This is a genomic window from Streptomyces sp. BL1 (assembly GCF_057628045.1).
On sequence record NZ_JBXYWZ010000002.1, the window covers coordinates 501,670 to 519,726 of the forward strand.

The following is an 18,057-nucleotide window of genomic DNA, read 5'->3' on the forward strand; positions in this document are numbered from 1 at the left end:
GGCGCGCTCAGCCCGTACCGGCCTTCCGCGCCTCGCGCTCCACCCTGGCGCGGTACTCCTCCCACCAAGTCCGGTCGCCCGGCGGCATGTTGTCGCTGTGCTCGCGCATCCCGACGGCGCCGTCCAGGAGTTCGCGGACGATGTCGGCGTGGCCCGCGTGCCGGTGGGTCTCGGCGGTCATGTGCACGAGAATGCGGTGGAGTGTCACCTCGTTCTGCCCCTCCGGCCAGTGCGGTACGCGGCCGACCGCGTCCAACGGCAGCCCGTCGATGGTGACGTCCGCGTGAGCGCACGCCTGTCGGTACCAGTCCACGATCTGCTCGCGTGACTCCTCCGCGGTCGCCCACATGTCCACGTTGGGCTCGGGGTCGCCTGCCGGCCAGGGCAGCTGCTGCCGGGGCGGACGTCCGAAGATCTCCCCGAAATAGCCCAGTTCACAGCCCGCCAGGTGCTTGACCAGCCCGAGCAGGTTGGTGCCCGTCGGTGTCATCGGGCGGCGGACGTCGTACTCCGAGAGCCCGTCGAGCTTCCACAACAGCGCGTCGCGGGCGGCTTGCAGATAACGGTGGAGATCCGCTTTCGGGTCCGGTCCAGTCATGCGGGACAGTCAAGCACCACCGGCATCAACGGCAGCGCCCCTTTTCGCGGTCGCCGGGTCCGGCCGCCGTGGTGCCGACCACGCAGTTCCCCTCGTCCCGCCCCGCTCGTCCGGTCGCTCACCGGCTGCGCCCCGGGACGGCCCTGCGGAGGATGAGTGCCCGCACCGGATCCCGGGAGGCAGCATGCGCATCTCCACCACGATCGCCGCCGCGGCACTGTCCGTTACGACCCTGCTCGGAGCCGCGGGCACCGCCACCGCCGACGAGGGCACGCCCGGTACGGCGACCGCGCCCGACGGCCCCGCACCCCAGCAGGCCGCCTCCGGCACCGACCCGGACCGCCCTGCCCCCGGCCTCCCCGACGACGCACAGCCCACCCCCCTCACCACCATCAACTTCGGCGAACCCTGGTGAGGGGCGGGCGACCGCGCCGCCGGCACCCTGCTCGCGTGCGGGGCCCGCGGTCTGACGGCTCCGCTACGCCCACCGCACCCGAATACCGCGTGGACGGCCGCACTTGGGGCGGGCAGTATCGGCGACATGCCCCTGTGGACCATCCGGCCCGAGCCCGTCACGGCCGACGGCATCGACGCGGCGATGCGGGAGTATTTCGGCGAGGTCGGCGGGCGCGTCCTGCGGCGCCCGGCTACGGAGGCCGAAGTGCGCGAAGCACTGGCGAAGGACCCGCACGGCGATCTCGCCCCGCCGCAGGGCGTGTTCCTCACGGCGCGCGGCCAGGGCGGCCGACTGCTCGGGTACGTCGGCGTACGGCTGCTGCCCGGCGCTCCGGCGACGGCCGAGCTGAAGCGGATGTACGTACGTCCCGCGGGGCGCGGCGCAGGGCTGGGGCGCGGGCTGCTGCGGGCCGCCGAGACGGCGGCGGCGGAACTGGGCGCCACCCGCGTCGTCCTGGAGACCAACAGTCAACTCACCGAAGCCCGGGCCCTGTACGTGGCGCACGGCTACGAGGAGACCGCCCCGTACGAGGGCCACCGCGGCGCCGACCACTGGTACGCCCGAACCCTCACCACGCCCCCTCAGCGCCGCTTCCGCTGACGAGCCGGGTGACCCGCACGAGAGGGGCCGGCACGGTTGTCGTGCCGGCCCCTCTTCAGCCGTTTCCGCTCCCCCGCTACGGCGTTACGCCTCCGGGCCGCCCCGGCTCGGGGTGAGGACGTCCCCGTGGTCCTCGGGGCCTTCCGTACCGGCGGGCCGCGCCGGGACGGACTCCGTGGGCGCGGGCTTCGCCACGCGGCCGAGGAACAGCGAGGTCACGAAGGCGAGTACACCGATGCAGCCGGCGACGACGAACGCCGTACGCAGACCGTTCGCGTCGGGTGCGCCGGAGGCGGCGGAGCTGCCCAGCGAGGCGACGGTGACGAAGACCGCCGTACCGAACGCGCCCGCGACCTGCTGGAGCGTCGCGAGGATCGCGCTGCCGTGGGACTGCAGATGATCGGGCAGCGAACCGAGGGACTCCGTCATCAGCGGCGTCATCATGAGCCCGAGTCCCGCCATGAGCAGGACGTGGACGGCGATGACCGCGCCCATGGTCGAGTCGGGCCCGAGCAGGGTGAACAGCCACAGCGACGCCGCCATGGCCAGCGCCCCCGGGATCACCAGGGGCCGGGCGCCGAAGCGGTCGAACAGCCGCCCCACCGGCCGGCCGAGCAGACCGAGCAGCAGACCGCCCGGGAGGACGGCCAGACCGCTGGCGAACGTACTGGCGTGCAGCACGGTCTGCAGATACAGCGGCAGCATGATCGAACCCACGCCCAGCAGGCACATGAACAGCAGCGCGGACAGCACCAGGGCGACGGAGTACGTACGGATCGTGAACGGGCGCAGGTCGAGCAGCGCCCGGTCGTTCCGCTGCAGCCGCAGCTGGCGGAGGACGAACACGGCGAGGGCTGCGAGCCCCACGACGATCGGCGCCCACGGCGGGACGGCGTGTGAGCCGCCGCCGGACTCGCCCACGGAGGCCAGCCCGTACAGCACGCCGCCGAAGCCGACGGCGGACAGCAGCACCGAGAGCAGGTCCAGCGGCACCCTCCGCGTCTCGCTGTCCAGCCGCATCCAGACGGCGCCGACGACCAGCGCGGCCAGGGCGAGCGGCAGCACGATCCAGAACATCCAGCGCCAGCCCAGCGATCCGAGAATCGCGCCGCCGGCCGTCGGGCCCACGGCGGGCGCCACGGCGATGACGATGCTGATGGTGCCCATGGTCGCGCCGCGCTTCTCGGACGGTACGAGACGCATCACCGACGTCATCAGCAGCGGCAGCATGACCGCCGTACCGCAGGCCTGGACCACGCGGCCCGCCAGCAGCACGGGGAATCCGGGGGCGAGGGCACTGACGAGCGTGCCGACGCTGAACAGCGTCAGCGAGGCCAGAAAGATCTGACGGGCCGTGAATCGCTCGAGCAGGAAGCCGGTGATCGGGATGACCACGGCCATGGTCAGCAGGAAGCCACTGGTCAGCCACTGCACCGTGGTGGTGGAGACCCCCAGGTCGACGGTGAGGTCGCGCAGCGCGACGCTCAGGATCGTCTCGTTGAGGATCATCACGAAGGCCGAGGCGACCAGCACGGCTATCAAGACGGCGGCGCGCGCCGGGACACGGTCGCGCGCGGGGTCGGCGGCCCCGGGGGACACGGGGTCGGTCATGGTGAAGCACACCTCACAGGAGTTGTTCCAGGCCGGTGACGACAACCACGACGCCTCCGGCCCCAATGAGCGGACGGAGGGGGCACGGCGGTCCTGATGTGCCGTACGACTGACGGGTCGTACGTCGCACCAGGGCAGCGTGGGACGTCACCGCGACTGGTCAGCCCCGCAAGAAGACGCCGGACACCGCTGAAGGGTTGCCCGGCGTGCGCGCCGCCGCTCCGGCCTTTCCGCTCGGCCTGCCGGAGCCGCATCCGCGTCTGTCCCCCTCCCCCAGAGCATATGGGGTGGGAACGCCCGCTCGACACCGACTTTTCCCCGGCCGGAACCGCCGGCCCCACGGCGTGCGGCGAACGCGGCCCGGCTGTCGGCCAGTTCGGCGGTGACCGCATGACAGGGGCGTCGTCGGCTGCCGTACGGGCCGCCGCCCCGGGGTCTCAGGCCACGCACGTCCGCGCCGGGCCCGGATGCGAGGATCGGGTCATGGCACGGGACACGCGGGACACTCGCGACGAGGGATACCTCCTGGACAACCAGCAGTCCGAGGCGGGGACCCGGTTCACCGCGCTGTCGACGCTCTTCGACCCGTCGACCTTCCGGCACTTCGAGACGGTCGGGGTCGGCGAGGGCTGGCGCTGCTGGGAGGTCGGCGCCGGCGGCCCCACCGTGCCGGCCTGGCTGGCCGGACGCGCCGGACCCAGCGGGCACGTGGTGGCCACCGACATCGACACCTCCTGGATGCGCGACGTCACGGACTTCGAGGTGCTGCGCCACGACGTGGCGGCCGACGCGCCCCCGGCCGGCGGACCGTTCGACCTGATCCACGCGCGGCTCGTACTGGTTCACGTCGCCGACCGCGACAGGGCCCTGCGGTCGATGGCCGGAGCGCTGCGCCCCGGCGGATGGCTGGTCCTGGAGGACGCCGACCCGGCGCTGCAGCCGCTGATCTGCCCCGACGAGCACGGCCCCGCACAGGAGTTGGCCAACCGGCTCCGCCGCGGCTTCCGCGAACTGCTGGCGCAGCGCGGCGCGGACCTGGCGTACGGACGCAAGCTGCCGCGGATGCTGCGCGAGGCCGGGCTGGTCGACGTCGCGGCCGACGCCTACTTCCCGATCACCTCGCCCGAGTGCGCCGTGCTGGAGGAGGCCACCGTCCACCAGGTACGCGACAAGCTCGTCGCCGCGGGCCTCGCCACGGACGCGGAGATCGACCGCCACCTGGCCAACATCACCGCGGGCGGCCTCGACCTGGCCACCTCCCCCATGATCACCGCCTGGGCCCGCCGCCCGGCAACCACGTGACGACGGGGCGGCGGGCGGCGGGCGGCGGGCGGCGGGCTCAGGTGAGGTGCTCGGCTTGCGGGTTGAAGCGCTGGACCAGCCTGCTGGGGGCCTTGGCCGGTGAACCGGCGTCGTAGGGCGGCTGCGGATCGTACTCGGTCATCAACTGGACGGCCTGCGCGTGCTCGTCACCGGCGATCCTCCCCGCGAGCGTGAGGCCCATGTCGATACCGGCGGACACGCCGGCACCTGTGACGTACTTGCCGTCGAAGACGACACGTTCCTGCGTCGCCTCCACCCCGTACTGCCGCAGCTGCGCCAGCGCCGTCCAATGCGACGTGGCCCGGCGGCCGTTGAGCAGCCCCGCCGCCGCCAGCAGCAGCGAACCGGTGCACACCGACGTCGTCCACGTGGAGGTGGCGTCGACCGTGCGCAGCCAGTCGAGCACCGCCTCGTTCTTCAAGTCCGGCTCGGGCCCGCCGGGGACCAGCACGAGATCGGGGCAGGTGACCTCGGCGAGCGACTTCTGGGCCACGAGCTGGAGGGTGTGGTTGTCGTCGCCGACCGGCCCCGCCTGCTCCGCGACGAAGACGGTCTCGGCCCCGGGGAGCGGACTGAGCATCTGGTACGGGCCGATGGCGTCCAGCGCGGTGAACTTGTCGTAGAGCAGGATCGCGATCTGCATGCTGACTCCCCCAGGGGTTGTCGGACACGAGGCGCCCGGTGAGGTCTGCCGCGTGAGGTACGGGCGGGTCACGGTGCGGCCCGCTCGTACCGTCGGCTGTGCCTGCGGCCATCCAACTACATCGTGCGGTCGGCGTCGCGGTGCCGGTGCGCGGCGATTGTCAGTGGGGTCTGGAAAGGTGAGCCGTACGCAGGGGATGCGGTCCGCTCGCGCTCGGCCGGCGGGTGGGCGGCGCCCGACGCCACGTGGAAGGACACGCCATGCTCTCCACCCCCTTCGCCCCCGGTTCACCGAACTGGATCGATCTGGGCACGCCCGACATCGACGCCTCGGCCGCCTTCTACGGAGCCGTGCTCGGCTGGGAGTTCCAGTCGGCCGGACCGGACGCGGGCGGGTACGGATTCTTCCTGCACGACGGCAAGATGGTCGCCGGTGTGGGCCCGCTGACCGAGGAGGGCGCGAGCCCTTCCTGGACGGTGTACTTCCAGACGCCCGACGCGGACGCCACCACGAAGGCGGTCGAGCAGGCCGGCGGCACGGTACGGATGGCCCCCGACGACGTCTTCACCTTCGGGCGGATGGCCGCCTTCACCGACCCGGCCGGCGCGGACTTCGCCGTGTGGCAGCCGCGCGAGACGAAGGGTCTGGAGGTCGTCAACGCGCCCAACACCCTGTTCTGGACGGAGCTTTACACCACGGACGCGGCCGCGGCGCGTGAGTTCTACCAGGCGGTCTTCTCCTGGCGGACGGAGCTTCACCAGATGGGCGAGGGCGCTGACGAGGTCTACACCGTCCTCGTGCCGGAGGGCGGCGGAGAGGACGCGGCGCACGGCGGTCTGCTGCAGCTGAGCCAGGAGCATCTGGACGCCGGCTCGGCCCCGGAGTGGCACCCGTACTTCCTCGTGACCGACTGCGACGCCACGACCGCCGCGGCGACCGGCGCCGGGGCCACGGCGATCATTCCGCCCATGGACGCGGAGGGCATCGGCCGCCTGGCCATGTTCCTCGACCCGGCCGGCGCCGCCTTCGCCGTGATCACGCCCCCGCCCATGTGACTCCGCCGCGCGGCGCGCCCCGACCGGTCCCTCGGGGGCTTCGTCTCTCCGGGGCGTCGTCCTCGGAGGTACGGGACGGTCGGGGCTTCCGCCGGTTCCGACTGGTCCCGGCTGGTTCCGGTCGGGCTAGTTGCGGTCGAGGATGATCTCGCACCACACCGTCTTGCCGTTGCCGCGGGGCTCGATGCCCCAGGCGGCGGCGAGTTCCTCGATGAGCATGAGTCCGCGTCCGGAGGTGCTTCCCTCGGTGGCGGCCCGGCGCCGCGGGGAGGCGGGCGAGGTGTCGCTGACCGCCAGGCGCAGCCCCCGGCCCCGGTGATGTACCGGCCAGGCCGTCAGTGTCGCGCTGCCCCCGGTGTGCAGGAGGGCGTTGGTGGCGAGTTCGCAGGCGAGCAGCTCGGCCGTGTCGGCGAGTGCCTCCAGGGACCAGCTGTGCAGTGCCTCGCGCAGGGAGAGGCGTGCGGCCCGCAGCGCGTCCGGGTCGGCGGGGGCGATGGTGGCCTCCATCTGGGGCGCCGGGGACCACCGCCCGCCGGTGCGGCGCAGGATCAGGAGGGCGACGTCGTCCTCCTCGCCTGTGTGGCCCGCCATGGTCTCCAGCAGGTGGTCGGCGAGCTCTTCGGCCTGCGCGGGCCCGCGGCGGACCGCGTCGAGGAGCCGCGCCCGTCCGTGGTCGATGTCCTCGCCGCGCACCTCGATGAGTCCGTCGGTGCACAGGATCAGAGCGGCGCCGGGCTCCACGGTCGTCTCGAAGACGGGGTAGCCGGGGTGGGAGTTCGGCGCGGTGAGGCCGAGGGGCAGCCCGCCGGGGGTCTCCAGCCAGGTGCTGCCGCCGGACTCGGCGCGCAGGACGGGTTCGGGGTGTCCCGCGCGCACGATCGAGGTCATTCCGGTGTGCGGGTCGAGCAGGACGAGGAGGCAGGTGGCGAAGCGGTCGGTGTCGAGCTCGGTCAGAAACGCCGAGGCGCGCGCCATGACGGTGGTGGGCGGGTGGCCCTCGGCGGCGTACGCGCGCAGTGCGATGCGGAGTTGTCCCATGACGGCTGCGGCCGTCACATCGTGGCCCTGTACGTCGCCGACGACGGCGGCGATGCGGCCGTCGGGCAGGGTGAGGGCGTCGTACCAGTCGCCGCCGATGCCTCCGCGGGCCCGGGTGGGCCGGTAGCGGGTGGCCAGGTCCAGGCCGGGCACGTGCGGCAGTTTGCCGGGGAGCATCGCGGTCTGGAGTCCGGCGGCCAGCTCGTGTTCCTGGTCGTAGAGCAGGGCGCGCTGCAGGGCCTGGGCGATGACCTTGCCGAGTGCGGAGAGGACGGTGCGCTCGTCGGACGGGAAGCCGCTCTTGCCCTCGTAGGTGAGGCCCACCGCGCCGATCGGGGTGTCCTGGGCGATCAGGGGCACATATACCGCCGCCACGGCCTCGGGGAACTTCGTCAGATAGGACGTCAGCGCCGGGTAGCGCTGGGCGAATTCGGGCCGGCTGGTGACGAAGACCGCCTCGCGGGTGCGGACCGCCTCGGACAGCGGCAGCGGTTCTTCCAGGTGGCGCAGGTGGAAGTCGCGGAGGAGGTCGTGGTCCACTCCGTTGGAGCCGACCAGCACCATCCGGCCGTTGTCGATCATGCCGAGGAGGATGCTGGAGGCGCCGATCCGTTCCATGAGCCGGGTGCTGGTGAGGGCCTCGGCGACGTCTTCGACGGTGACGGCCGGTACGAGCGCGTCGCTGACGTGGCCGACGATGTCGGCCTGCCGGCGGCGGTCGTCGCGGGCCTGGCGGAGCTGTTCGGTCTGGTCGACGGCCCGCAGTTCCTGGCTGGCGTCCCGGATGATGCCGATGACCTGCACCGGCTTCCCCTGCGGGCCGCGGACGACGTGGCCCTGGGTGTGGGTCCAGCGCAGCTGGCCGTCACGGTGCCGGACACGGAAGTAGAGGCTGAAGCCGGCCCGCTCGCGCAGCGCGTGGTCCACGGACTTCTCGAGCTGCGGCAGTTCGCTGGGCACCATCCGCTCGGCCAGGCTCTCCAGCCGGCCGTCGAACTCGCCCGGCCGGAAGCCCATCACGGCCAGTCCGGCCTCGTCGTAGCGCATGACGCCGCCGGCCACGTCCCAGGTGAAGGTGCCCATGCCGTTGACGGCCAGCGCCACGTGCGCTGAGGCTGCGGGGTCGCTGTGCGAACCGGTCCCGTCGGAGGGTCCGACAAAGCGATGCATGGTCCCTCCTCGCCCGCGCCTCTCCCGTGCCGTCCACGAAGCGGCCACGTCCGTACCGGCGCGGCCGCCACCTCATTCTGCGCGGAAACGTTCATGCCCGCGTGTCCTGACCGGCGAGCGGTGGCCCCGCAGGGGCGGAACCGCCCGGAGCGCGCGGGCTCGGACGCGGCTCCGGTGTGGGGGCGTGCGCGTAGCGCGGCTCTGCCGCGGGGGGCGTGCGCGCGTGCGTGCCACACCGGCGCGGGTGCCGTGCTCGCGGCAGAGGCTGCGCTCATGCGAGCCGCATCCCCCGAGTGCCGCACCCGCGCGGCGGGTGTGCCCTCTTGCCCCGCTGCCGCGCAGGGACCCGCGCCTACGGGCCCCGTACCGCGCGGGCAGCGCGCTCGCGCGGAGATCGCGCCCGCGCGGCGCGGCTTCGGCGCGGAAGCCGCCATCGCATGCGCGCCGTACCGGCTCGGAAGCTGCGCCCTGCAGGGGCCCGTGCCCACGCACGCTCCGTGTCTGCGCGGGTGCCGTGCCCGCGCGGCGAGCCCGCAGCCGCGGATGCGGGCCGCGGGAGCGCGCCCGCGTGGGGCCCGTGACGGGGCGGGCGTCGCTCGTGCGCAGGTGCCGCGCCACGCCGGCAGCGCGCTCGCGCGGGAGCGCCACCGCGTGCTTGCCGTACCGGCGCAAGAGCCTGCGCCCTCGCAGGGGCCCACGCGGGGCCGTGCCCACTCACGCTCCGTGTCCCCCGACGGGCCGCGCCCCCGCGGCAAGCGTGCCCTCGGGCCCCGCACCCGCGCGGGAGCGTTTGGCGTGCCGGCGGGCCGGGCGGTCACATTCCGTGGGCGGGAAATCAGTGGAGGGGCGGGAGGGCTGGGTGGCAGGGTGCGGCGGTATGGGTGTGGGGGTGTGGAGCGAGCGGGTGGCGCGGGGTTATGACGAGGCGTCCGCGTACATGTTCGCGGACGAGGTGCTGGGGCCCGCGGTGGATTTTCTGGAACGCCGTGCGGGCGGTGGGCCGGTGCTGGAGTTCGCGGTGGGGACGGGGCGGGTCGCGCTTCCGTTGAGTGCCCGCGGACTGCGAGTGGCGGGGCTGGAGAAGTCGGAGCCCATGGCCCGGCAGCTGGCCGGCAAGCCCGGTGGCGGCGAAGTGGCCGTGACCATCGGCGACATGACGACCGTTCAGGTTCCGGGCGCCTTCAGTCTGGTCTGCCTCGTCTACAACTCGATCACCTGTCTGCTCTCGCAGGACGAGCAGGTCGCGTGTTTCCGTAACGCCGCGCGGCATCTGGAGCCGGGCGGCCGGTTCGTCGTCGAGGTCTCCGTTCCCGATCTGCAGCGTCTGCCGCCGGGCGAGACCGCGCGGCCGTTCCACGTCGGCGAGCGGCACGTCGGCTTCGACACGTACGACCTGGTGAACCAGCGGCTGGTCTCGCACCACTACACGCTCGCGGACGGCCGAGGCACCGCGTTCCGCTCGCCTCACCGCTATGTGTGGCCCTCCGAGCTGGACTTGATGGCCCGGCTCGCCGGGCTGGAGCTGACGGAACGGTGGGGCGACTGGAACGAGGAACCGTTCACCGCCGCCAGCCGGTCCCACGTCTCCGTATGGCAGAAGCCGTCCGGCGCCGACGACGTATCGCTTTGAGCCTTGAGCCTTGAGCACGGCGCGGAGAAGCCCCGGCAGCGGCGATGATGGCCGGGTGACTTCCGTGACTCCCCCGCCTCCCGTGCCGGCGCACGCTCTCGTACGGGAACACACCGTGTACTCCTGCGTGCTGGGGTCCCGGGCCTTCGGGCTGGCCACCGACGAGAGTGACACCGACCGGCGCGGGGTCTACGCCGCGCCGGCACCGCTGTTCTGGCGTTTCGAGAAGCCGCCGACACACGTGGAGGGGCCGGAGGTGGAGCAGTTCTCCTGGGAGCTGGAGCACTTCTGCGCGCTGGCGCTCGCCGCGAACCCGAACATTCTGGAGTGTCTGCACTCCCCGCTCGTCGAGTACGTGGACGACACCGGCCGTGAACTCCTCGCGCTGCGCGGCGCGTTCCTCTCCCGGCAGGTTCACCGCACGTTCGTCGGCTACGCCGAGGGCCAGCGCAAGAAGCTCGAAGCGGACCTGAGACAGTACGGCGTGCCCCGCTGGAAGCACGTACTGCATCTGCTGCGGCTGCTGATGACCTGCCGCGATCTGCTGCGGAGCGGCGAGCTGGTGCTGGACGTCGGGGCGGCGCGCGAGCCGCTGCTGGCGGTACGCCGGGGTGAGGTGCCGTGGGAGGAGTGCGCCGCGTGGATGCGCACGCTGCACGAGGAGGCCACCGCCGCGGCCCGCCACACCCCGCTGCCGGCCGAGCCGGACCGCGCCCGCGTGGAGGACTTCCTCATCCGCGTACGCCGCGCCTCCGCCCTGAGCGAGCCGCGCCTCCGCCCTGAGCGGTGAGCTCCCCGGTCCTGCGCAGAGGGCGGCTGGGCGGGAGCGCGCTCGGGGGCGGGTGGCGGATTTAGCATGGGGGGCATGGCTGTCGAACTCTTCGCAGGCATCCCGGTCGACGACTACGCGGCCGCGCTGGCCTGGTACGAGCGGCTGCTGGGCGCCCCTCCGGTGTTCTTCCCGAACGACCAGGAGGCCGTGTGGGAGCTGGCGGAGCACCGGTATCTCTACGTCGAGCACCGGCCCGGTCACGGCGGTCACGCGCTGCACACCCTCTTCGTCGACGACCTCGAGGAGCGCGTCGCGGGGATCGCCGAGCGGGGCCTGGAGCCCACGCAGCGCGAGACGTACGCCAACGGCGTCCGCAAGATCACCTTCCATGATCCCGACGGCAACGAGATCGGCTTCGGCGGCCCACCCGCCTGACCGCGGCCGGACCGAACGGGCTCGCCCCGGTCAACCTCCCCTTGTCCGGGGCTGGTTGGTGCGGGAGCGGACCACGAAGTCGTGGAGGGCGTCGTACGCGGTGGGTTCGTCCGCGAGGTGCGAGGAGGTCTGGGCCTCGTCCAGGACCGTGTGCAGCGCCGCGGTCTCCTCCCGTACGGCGTCCTCCGTCACCAGGCCCTCCGCCGTGCCGTGTTCGGCCCGCGCCTTCGCCTCGATGAGGCCGGGCAGCCGGGCCGGGGCCTCCGGTACGGCCTCGGTCAGCGTCGGCAGGTGCGCGGAGAGCTCGCCGCTGCGCATCAGGTGGATGCCGGTGAGCAGCGCGCGGAACGTGTAGAGCAGCGGCTTGAGTTCACCGCTGCGCTCGTACAGCCGCCACTGGGTGCCGGCGAAGCCGCGGTAGTGGTGCGCGTGGTGCCGGGTGAGGACGCCCGGGGCGAGCGCTGCCAGTTCGGCGTGCGCCGGGGAGGTGTGCACGACGAGGGGCGAGAGCAGCTGTTCCAGTACGTAGCCGTTCCGCTTGAGCATCAGCCGTACGAACTTCCGCAGATCGTGCGTGACCAGGTCCAGCTCCGTGCCGTCCCGCTCCCACATGCGGGTACGGGTCTCCTCCGGCTCGCGCAGCCCGATCAGTTCCGTGACCGGCAGCAGGTGCGCTCCGCGCAGGTCCACGTCCGAGTCCGCGGAGGGGAACCCGTACAGGTGCGCCCCGGAGACGGTGGCGAACACGAGCGGATACGTGCTCGCCTGCTCCAACGCCCCACCGGTGTCGGGCACGCCCGCCTCGTCCAGCAGCACCCCCGTCGCGCCCCGCGCGGAATCCTCGATCATGCCTCCGCACCCTAATCGGCCCCCTCACGGGACCATGAAGGGGTTTCCGGGCGTGGCCCCGGTACGGGTTCACGCTTCGACGTAGGCGACGATGATGATCATGCCGAGGGTGGTGGCGTAGTAGATGACGCGGACCCGGCCGCGGCGGTAGTCCCGCAGGAGGGAGTTGCCGCGCAGTGGCGTGCCGAGGTCCGGGTTGGCGGAGAGGTCGTCCAACACGGGGTCGAGGCGGGCGAGTTCGGCCTCGCTCATGCTGTCGAGCAGTTGCTGTGCGCCTTCGTCGAAGGTGATGACGGCCCGCCGTGGGCCGCGCTCAGGCAACGTGGTCGGTTTCGCCGTCCTGGGGCGGCAGGCCGCGCGCGGCGCGGATCTCTTCCCAGGAGCGGCACTTGTCGAGGTCGATGCCCTCGTCCGCGAGCCGCAGCAGGGTGTAGGCGAGGACGGGATTGTGGGGGAACTCGCCGTGCGCGGATTCCCGCAGGCCGTCGGATTCTGCCGGGTCGAAGGTGATGCGTGCCATGCTGTCCTCCGCGGGCCGAGCTTCCTGGTTCCTGGATCATTCGGTCTGAGGCACTCATTGATTTCGGTAGCCGGCCGCTACTGTCAATCAAGGCAGCACAAGAACGGTAGCGCTCTGCGGCCGGAATGAACCCCCGGGAATTCGCCAGAGAAGAGCCGATCACCTCTGACCTGGCCTCATTCCCGTACGAACAGAGGGGTCGAACTGGCCTGCGCCCGACCGGCATTCGGGAACCCAACTCGTTTTCGAATTCATTCGAACGACTTTGGATGCCCACTCGATAAGCACCCCGCCGCATACCGGATGCGCCGCCCTCGTACGCTGAGCGTGCCGTCCGGTTGCACCGGCATCCGCCCGTTCGCTGTGAAGGAGCCGCTCGATGACGTCAGCACAGACGCCCGAGGTCCGTACCGCCGCAGGTCGGGTGCGTGGCCGGCACGAGGACGGCATGGCCGTCTTCCGCGGCATCCCGTACGCCCAACCGCCCCTGGGTGACGCCCGGTTCGCCGCCCCGCGCCGTGCTCTGCCGTGGGAGGGGGTGCGGGAGGCGTACGCCTTCGGTCCGCCGCCTCCGCAGGGGACGCTGCCCGGCATGGAGCCCGCTCCGCAGATCGCCGGTGACGACTGGCTGACCGTCAACGTCTGGACGCCCGCGCCGGATCCGGCCGCCCGGCGCCCGGTCATGGTGTGGCTCTACGGCGGCGCGTACATGGCCGGTTCGGCCGACTCCCCCAACTACGACGGTGCCCGTCTCGCCCGCGACGGCGAGCTCGTCGTGGTCACCCTCAACTACCGCGTGGGGGTCGAGGGTTTCGCCCACATCGAGGGGGCGCCCGCCAACCGGGGACTGCTCGATCAGGTCGCCGCGCTCACCTGGGTGCGGGAGAACATCGCCGCGTTCGGCGGCGACCCGGACCAGGTCACGGTGTTCGGCGAGTCCGCCGGTGCGGGATCCGCCGCCGCGCTGCTGGCCATGCCGCGCGCGGCGGGGCTGTTCCGGCGGGCCATCGCGCAGAGCGTGCCCGGCACGTACTTCTCGGCGCCGCTCGCCGCGGACATCACCGCCGCCATCGCCGCCGGTACGGGGCTGCGCCCGACCGCCACTGAGCTGTCGGGCCTCGACCCGTACAAGCTGGCCGCCGCGGGGGACGCGGTGGCGGCCGCTCTGCCGCAGTACGAGGGTCGCTGGGGGCAGGTCGCGCACACGCCCACCCCGTTCTCGCCGGTCGTCGACGGCGACGTGCTGCCCGCCACGCCCTGGCAGGCGCTGGCCGACGGAGCGGGGCGGGACGTCGAGCTGATTGCCGGTCACAACCGTGACGAATACCGCCTGTTCCTGGTGCTGGACAGGAACGCCGGGCGGATCACGGACGCCCAGGCGGCCACCGCCCTGCGCGTCTTCGCCCCCGGTCCGGGCGGCGTCTCCGGCCCGGGCGGCGCCCCCGGCTCTGGGGGCGAGCGTGCGTTCCGTACGGCCTACCCGGACCTGTCGGCGGAGGCCCTGTACGAGAAGGTGTACTCCGACTGGCTGTTCCGCATGCCGTCGCAGCATCTGCTGGAGGCGCAGGCCGCGGGCGGCGGCCGCGCGTACGGGTACGAGCTCACCTGGCCGGCGCCCGCCGAGGACGGCGTGCTGGGCGCGTGTCACGCGCTGGACGTCCCCCTCACCTTCGGCACGATGGACGTGGGTCTGGGACTTCTGTTCTTCGGGCCCGAGGTCCCCGCGGAGGCCCACGCCCTGTCCGCGCGCTTCCGTACGGCCTGGACCTCGTTCGCCGCCACCGGCGACCCGGGCTGGCCCGCCTACACCTCCGACGAGCGCCTCGTACAAGTCCTCGACGCCGCACCGCAGATCGCCACGTACCCGGAGGAGACCTCACGCCGCCTGTGGCGCGACCACACCTTCCCGGCGCTCCCGCTGCTGGAGGGGTGACGGGCCGCTCCGAGCCGGGCAGTTCGTCGGCAGGCGGACCGAGCGGTTCGCCGCGCGGGCAGGGCAGTTGCGCGAGCAGGGGGAGTTGCGCGCGCAGGCGGAGTTGCGGGCCGTCAGCCGAGGGCGTCGAGCAACTCGCGTTCGCGGCGGGCGCTGAGGCCCGCGCGCCGTGGCCGGTCCAGGCCCTGCTCGCGTTCCCAGCGCAGCGTGTCGGACAGCAGGTCCGTACGGGGCCGGTGTCGGAGTCCCGCGGTCCGCGCCGCGGATCCGTCGCGGGCCGACCACCCTTCCCGGCCCGGTTCGACCAGCCACATCGGCAGCGACTCGGGGCCCATGTACTCGGCGACTCCGTGCGCGAGCAGCCACGCCGAATCGGCGGCGACCACCGGGCCGGTGTGGCCGCCGAGGGTCCGGGACAGCCCGATCCACTCCTCGAACGGCACGGTCGGGCCAACTGCGTTGTACGTTCCGGTACTTCCCTTCTCCGCGGCGTCCAGCAGCCAGTCGGTGAGGTCCCGTACGTCGACTGCCTGGGTCGGCATCGCCGGCGCATCGGGAATCAGCATCGGGCCGTGCGGGGCGCGCGCGGCACGGGCCACCCAGTAGCCGGTACGTCCCGTGTGGTCGCCCGGGCCGCCGATGAGGCCGGCGCGCGCGACGAGGAGTCGGTCGCCGACGGCGGCAGTCGACGCCTGCTCGCAGGCGACCTTCGCCTCGCCGTACAGCCCGCGGTCGACTTCGCTGCGGTCGGTGGGCGCGAGGAGTGCCGCGGACTCGTCGGCGCCCGGCGTGGCGTGCGAGGCGTAGGCGTTGACGGAGGAGACGTAGACCCAGCGCCGGGCCCTGCCGCCCAGCGCGGCGAGCGCCTCCCGTACGAAGCCCGGCTGCCACGACACCTCGATGACGGCGTCCCACTCGCGGTCGAGCAGCCGCTCGTACGCCGCCGGGTCGCGCCGGTCGGCGGCCACCAGGCGCGCACCGTCGGCGACTTCACCACTGCTCCCCCGCGCCAGACACGTCACCCGATGACCGCGCTCACCCGCCCGCCGCGCCACTTCCCGCCCCACCCACGCCGTCCCGCCCAGCACCAAGGTCTCCATCCCGGCAGCCAAGCACCACGGGCGCGAACAGAAGAACGAGTTCGCCGACAGCGCACCGTGCGTGGCAGGCGCCTCCTCGTATAAGGCGGTACTGCGCCCAGTGACCAGCTCTGCCAGGCCCGCACAGCTGTGCCCGCCACATCGTGCCGGGGCTCGGAGTGCGGGCGGTGCAGGCAGCGAGGACCCTGGGAAACAGCAGACGCTGCCACGGCTCCAGGTGCGAGGGAGGCGGCTATGCGACGGACAGTCCTCGGCGGCTTGCTGGCCGCGGCGATCGTTACCGGTGGGTGTACGGGCGGAGGCTCGGATGCGGACCGTGACCCGTCGTCCGCACCGACCGTCACCGCGACGCGGACGGAGACGGCGACAAAGTCACCACCGCCCCCGGAACCGCAGCGGACCGTTCAGCCGCCGGCAAACCCCGCCCCCGAAGGGCCTGCTGACACCTGCATCCATACCGACAGCCGCCCGTCTGTCCAACTCGGCTCCCAGGGAGCCGCAGTGCAGCAGGCTCAGTGTTACCTGAACCTGACGATGACGGACACGAACATCCCCGAGGACGGGGACTTCGGGCCGGTGACGGAGAAGGCAGTCAAGAAGTTCCAGACCTGCGCCGGAATCACCGTCGATGGGCTCGTCGGGCCGGAGACCTGGTCGTACCTGACCTTCTGGGCCGGCTCCTCGTCATTCATCTGCTGAGTCGCGAAAGACGCGATACCGCACATCGGTGATCGGCCATCAGGAGCCTTCACGCGCTTCCGGCGAAATCCGGCTCATTTGCCCGTATTTGAAGTTGCCTCGAGGCCCGCAGTCCGCGTCGTGGCCGCGGCGGAACACGACCCGGGAGCCGAGAGTCGCGGTAGGCATGCCGCGCCCGGCGCGCTGGCGTCGGTGCGGGGCGGGGAACCGTGTGTGCATGCGGCATCATGCGGGGCATGAGCGATTCCGAACCCACCGGTAACACCGGTACGAGACGTCTGGCGCACCGGCTGACGCCTATGACCGGGCGCGACCCTCACGAGAGCGGGCGTGTGTCCTCGCCGCTGGAGCTGCTGTTCGACCTGACCTTCGTGGTCGCGGTCGGCACGGCCGCGACGCAGTTTGCCGAGATGCTCGCCGAAGGGCATCCGGGAGAGGCGGTCACGGCGTATGTGATGGCGATGTTCGCGATCAGTGTCGCGTGGATCAGCTTCAGCTGGTTCGCGTCCGCGTTCAGCACCGACGACTGGCTGTACCGGGCCCTGACGATGGTGCAGATGATCGGTGTCGTCGTGTTCGCGCTCGGCCTGCCGGCGTTGTTCCACTCGGTCGAGGAGGGACATCACCTGGAGTTGCGGGTGATCGTGCTCGGGTACGTCGTGATGCGTGTCGCGATGGTGGCGCAGTGGTGGCGTGCGACCCGGCAGTCGCCCGAGTTCCACGCCGTGGGGATGGCGAACATCCGCTGGACCGTGATCGCCCAGGTCGGCTGGGTCGTCGTCGCGTTCGCCCCGACGCCGCTTTCCGTCGCGTTCCCCGCCTTCATCCTGCTGGGGGCGCTGGAGCTGCTGCTGCCGGTGCTCGCCCAGGGCAATGCGGGCGGTACGCCGTGGCATCCGCACCATGTCGCGGAACGGTACGCCCTGTTCGCGATCATCGTGCTGGGTGAGGGCGTGGTCGGCACCGTCGCGTCCTCGGGCGAACTGCTCGGCGGCGCGGACGGGATGCACTGGAGCGGGAACGCGATCGCTGTCGTCGTCGCCGGTATCGGGCTGACGTTCGGCATGTGGTGGGTGTACTTCTCCACTCCGTTCGGCGACATCCTGGTCCACCGGCGCCGCCGCGGCTATCTCTTCGGCTACGGCCACATCCCACTCGTCATCGGCGTCGCCGGCGCCGGAGCCGGGCTGCACGTGGCCGGTCTGCAGCTGGAGCACCACTCGAAACTCGGCGAACCCGCCGTGGTGTTGTCGCTGGCCGTCCCCGTCGCCCTGTTCCTGCTGGTCTACTACCTGCTGCACACCCTGCTGCTGTCCGCGGCCGACCGCTTCCACCTGCTGCTGATCACCCTCACGCTCGTGGTGCTGGCCGCAGCCGTGCTGCTGTCCGTGGCCGGAGTCCCGCTCGCGGCATGCCTGTTGATCGTCATGCTCGCGCCCTTCGTCACCGTCGTCGGCTACGAGACCGTCGGCCACCGGCACCAGCAGCGGATGCTGGAGCAGGTAAAAGCCCACGGTCGGCAAGGCATTGAGGAACCCCGGAACGACGCGGCCGGTGCGTGAGCCGACCGCCGGTCGGTGACGGCCCGGCCGGGCCCCGGCGCACCCGGGGCCGTCGGCCGGGG

General features: G+C 72.4%; 18 protein-coding genes. 10 read left to right on the forward strand and 8 right to left on the reverse strand.

Annotated elements, in window-relative coordinates; genetic code table 11:
• Nucleotides 1-7: 7 nt before the first annotated feature.
• Complete coding sequence (locus AC3AGO_RS02420) at nt 8-598, reverse strand: DinB family protein (protein WP_487818407.1); 591 nt, start codon at nt 596-598, stop codon at nt 8-10.
• Nucleotides 599-782: 184 nt separating this feature from the next.
• On the opposite strand from AC3AGO_RS02420, the gene AC3AGO_RS02425 reads away from it, so the two are divergent.
• Together AC3AGO_RS02425 and AC3AGO_RS02430 are read left to right on the forward strand one after the other, a co-directional pair.
• Complete coding sequence (locus AC3AGO_RS02425) at nt 783-1,013, forward strand: hypothetical protein (protein ID WP_487818408.1); 231 nt, start codon at nt 783-785, stop codon at nt 1,011-1,013.
• A gap of 126 nt (nt 1,014-1,139) precedes the next feature.
• Entirely contained in the window at nt 1,140-1,655 is a 516-nt protein-coding gene (locus AC3AGO_RS02430) for a GNAT family N-acetyltransferase (RefSeq protein WP_487818409.1), read from the forward strand.
• A gap of 84 nt (nt 1,656-1,739) precedes the next feature.
• Here the strand turns inward: AC3AGO_RS02430 and AC3AGO_RS02435 are convergent, their stop codons facing one another.
• Nucleotides 1,740-3,266, reverse strand: a complete 1,527-nt coding sequence (locus tag AC3AGO_RS02435; RefSeq protein ID WP_487818410.1) for a DHA2 family efflux MFS transporter permease subunit — start codon at nt 3,264-3,266, stop codon at nt 1,740-1,742.
• 483 nt (nt 3,267-3,749) lie between these two features.
• Here AC3AGO_RS02435 and AC3AGO_RS02440 point away from each other — a divergent pair, with 483 nt between their 5' ends.
• Complete coding sequence (locus AC3AGO_RS02440; RefSeq protein WP_487818411.1) at nt 3,750-4,568, forward strand: methyltransferase domain-containing protein; 819 nt, start codon at nt 3,750-3,752, stop codon at nt 4,566-4,568.
• Between the two features lie 37 nt (nt 4,569-4,605).
• Here the strand turns inward: AC3AGO_RS02440 and AC3AGO_RS02445 are convergent, their stop codons facing one another.
• Nucleotides 4,606-5,232, reverse strand: a complete 627-nt coding sequence (locus AC3AGO_RS02445; RefSeq protein ID WP_487818412.1) for a DJ-1/PfpI family protein — start codon at nt 5,230-5,232, stop codon at nt 4,606-4,608.
• Between the two features lie 260 nt (nt 5,233-5,492).
• On the opposite strand from AC3AGO_RS02445, the gene AC3AGO_RS02450 reads away from it, so the two are divergent.
• Nucleotides 5,493-6,287: a VOC family protein gene (locus AC3AGO_RS02450; protein WP_487818413.1), complete on the forward strand. Its 795-nt coding sequence runs from the start codon at nt 5,493-5,495 to the stop codon at nt 6,285-6,287.
• Between the two features lie 126 nt (nt 6,288-6,413).
• Here the strand turns inward: AC3AGO_RS02450 and AC3AGO_RS02455 are convergent, their stop codons facing one another.
• On the reverse strand, nt 6,414-8,495 hold the full coding sequence (locus AC3AGO_RS02455; RefSeq protein WP_487818414.1) for a SpoIIE family protein phosphatase: 2,082 nt from the start codon (nt 8,493-8,495) through the stop codon (nt 6,414-6,416).
• An 877-nt stretch (nt 8,496-9,372) separates the two neighbouring features.
• Between AC3AGO_RS02455 and AC3AGO_RS02460 the strand changes: the two genes are divergently transcribed.
• The 3 genes from AC3AGO_RS02460 (at nt 9,373) to AC3AGO_RS02470 (ending at nt 11,332) form a co-directional block, all read left to right on the forward strand.
• Nucleotides 9,373-10,125: a class I SAM-dependent methyltransferase gene (locus AC3AGO_RS02460; RefSeq protein WP_487818415.1), complete on the forward strand. Its 753-nt coding sequence runs from the start codon at nt 9,373-9,375 to the stop codon at nt 10,123-10,125.
• Between the two features lie 64 nt (nt 10,126-10,189).
• A complete protein-coding gene (locus tag AC3AGO_RS02465; protein ID WP_487824514.1) occupies nt 10,190-10,915 on the forward strand; it encodes a nucleotidyltransferase domain-containing protein in 726 nt (241 codons plus the stop codon).
• Nucleotides 10,916-10,990: 75 nt separating this feature from the next.
• Nucleotides 10,991-11,332 (forward strand): VOC family protein, encoded by a 342-nt coding sequence (locus AC3AGO_RS02470; RefSeq protein ID WP_487818416.1) that lies wholly within the window; start codon nt 10,991-10,993, stop codon nt 11,330-11,332.
• A 30-nt stretch (nt 11,333-11,362) separates the two neighbouring features.
• On the opposite strand, the gene AC3AGO_RS02475 is transcribed toward AC3AGO_RS02470, so the two are convergent.
• From AC3AGO_RS02475 to AC3AGO_RS02485, 3 genes are all read right to left on the reverse strand, one after another.
• Nucleotides 11,363-12,181: a nucleotidyltransferase domain-containing protein gene (locus AC3AGO_RS02475; protein WP_487818417.1), complete on the reverse strand. Its 819-nt coding sequence runs from the start codon at nt 12,179-12,181 to the stop codon at nt 11,363-11,365.
• Nucleotides 12,182-12,250: 69 nt separating this feature from the next.
• Nucleotides 12,251-12,502, reverse strand: coding sequence for a type II toxin-antitoxin system RelE family toxin (locus AC3AGO_RS02480; RefSeq protein WP_487818418.1), 252 nt, complete (start codon nt 12,500-12,502; stop codon nt 12,251-12,253).
• Nucleotides 12,495-12,701 (reverse strand): hypothetical protein, encoded by a 207-nt coding sequence (locus AC3AGO_RS02485; protein ID WP_487818419.1) that lies wholly within the window; start codon nt 12,699-12,701, stop codon nt 12,495-12,497. Before AC3AGO_RS02485 ends, AC3AGO_RS02480 begins: the two co-directional genes overlap by 8 nt.
• Before the next feature lie 379 nt (nt 12,702-13,080).
• Between AC3AGO_RS02485 and AC3AGO_RS02490 the strand changes: the two genes are divergently transcribed.
• On the forward strand, nt 13,081-14,634 hold the full coding sequence (locus AC3AGO_RS02490; protein ID WP_487818420.1) for a carboxylesterase/lipase family protein: 1,554 nt from the start codon (nt 13,081-13,083) through the stop codon (nt 14,632-14,634).
• 113 nt (nt 14,635-14,747) lie between these two features.
• Here the strand turns inward: AC3AGO_RS02490 and AC3AGO_RS02495 are convergent, their stop codons facing one another.
• On the reverse strand, nt 14,748-15,734 hold the full coding sequence (locus AC3AGO_RS02495; RefSeq protein ID WP_487818421.1) for an NAD-dependent epimerase/dehydratase family protein: 987 nt from the start codon (nt 15,732-15,734) through the stop codon (nt 14,748-14,750).
• Nucleotides 15,735-16,235: 501 nt separating this feature from the next.
• Here AC3AGO_RS02495 and AC3AGO_RS02500 point away from each other — a divergent pair.
• Together AC3AGO_RS02500 and AC3AGO_RS02505 are read left to right on the forward strand one after the other, a co-directional pair.
• Nucleotides 16,236-16,433 (forward strand): peptidoglycan-binding domain-containing protein, encoded by a 198-nt coding sequence (locus AC3AGO_RS02500; RefSeq protein WP_487818422.1) that lies wholly within the window; start codon nt 16,236-16,238, stop codon nt 16,431-16,433.
• Between the two features lie 236 nt (nt 16,434-16,669).
• Entirely contained in the window at nt 16,670-17,995 is a 1,326-nt protein-coding gene (locus tag AC3AGO_RS02505) for a low temperature requirement protein A (protein ID WP_487818423.1), read from the forward strand.
• Nucleotides 17,996-18,057 lie beyond the last annotated feature (62 nt).

What these genes read in the sequence shown, in the direction of transcription:
- AC3AGO_RS02430 (WP_487818409.1), top strand. Translation starts at nt 1,140, where the DNA reads ATGCCCCTGTGGACCATCCGGCCCGAGCCCGTCACGGCCGACGGCATC.
- AC3AGO_RS02445 (WP_487818412.1), bottom strand. Translation starts at nt 5,232, where the DNA reads ATGCAGATCGCGATCCTGCTCTACGACAAGTTCACCGCGCTGGACGCC.
- AC3AGO_RS02470 (WP_487818416.1), top strand. Translation starts at nt 10,991, where the DNA reads ATGGCTGTCGAACTCTTCGCAGGCATCCCGGTCGACGACTACGCGGCC.
- AC3AGO_RS02475 (WP_487818417.1), bottom strand. Translation starts at nt 12,181, where the DNA reads ATGATCGAGGATTCCGCGCGGGGCGCGACGGGGGTGCTGCTGGACGAG.
- AC3AGO_RS02420 (WP_487818407.1), bottom strand. Translation starts at nt 598, where the DNA reads ATGACTGGACCGGACCCGAAAGCGGATCTCCACCGTTATCTGCAAGCC.
- AC3AGO_RS02460 (WP_487818415.1), top strand. Translation starts at nt 9,373, where the DNA reads ATGGGTGTGGGGGTGTGGAGCGAGCGGGTGGCGCGGGGTTATGACGAG.
- AC3AGO_RS02485 (WP_487818419.1), bottom strand. Translation starts at nt 12,701, where the DNA reads ATGGCACGCATCACCTTCGACCCGGCAGAATCCGACGGCCTGCGGGAA.
- AC3AGO_RS02490 (WP_487818420.1), top strand. Translation starts at nt 13,081, where the DNA reads ATGACGTCAGCACAGACGCCCGAGGTCCGTACCGCCGCAGGTCGGGTG.
- AC3AGO_RS02435 (WP_487818410.1), bottom strand. Translation starts at nt 3,266, where the DNA reads ATGACCGACCCCGTGTCCCCCGGGGCCGCCGACCCCGCGCGCGACCGT.
- AC3AGO_RS02495 (WP_487818421.1), bottom strand. Translation starts at nt 15,734, where the DNA reads ATGGAGACCTTGGTGCTGGGCGGGACGGCGTGGGTGGGGCGGGAAGTG.
- AC3AGO_RS02505 (WP_487818423.1), top strand. Translation starts at nt 16,670, where the DNA reads ATGAGCGATTCCGAACCCACCGGTAACACCGGTACGAGACGTCTGGCG.
- AC3AGO_RS02425 (WP_487818408.1), top strand. Translation starts at nt 783, where the DNA reads ATGCGCATCTCCACCACGATCGCCGCCGCGGCACTGTCCGTTACGACC.
- AC3AGO_RS02440 (WP_487818411.1), top strand. Translation starts at nt 3,750, where the DNA reads ATGGCACGGGACACGCGGGACACTCGCGACGAGGGATACCTCCTGGAC.
- AC3AGO_RS02450 (WP_487818413.1), top strand. Translation starts at nt 5,493, where the DNA reads ATGCTCTCCACCCCCTTCGCCCCCGGTTCACCGAACTGGATCGATCTG.
- AC3AGO_RS02455 (WP_487818414.1), bottom strand. Translation starts at nt 8,495, where the DNA reads ATGCATCGCTTTGTCGGACCCTCCGACGGGACCGGTTCGCACAGCGAC.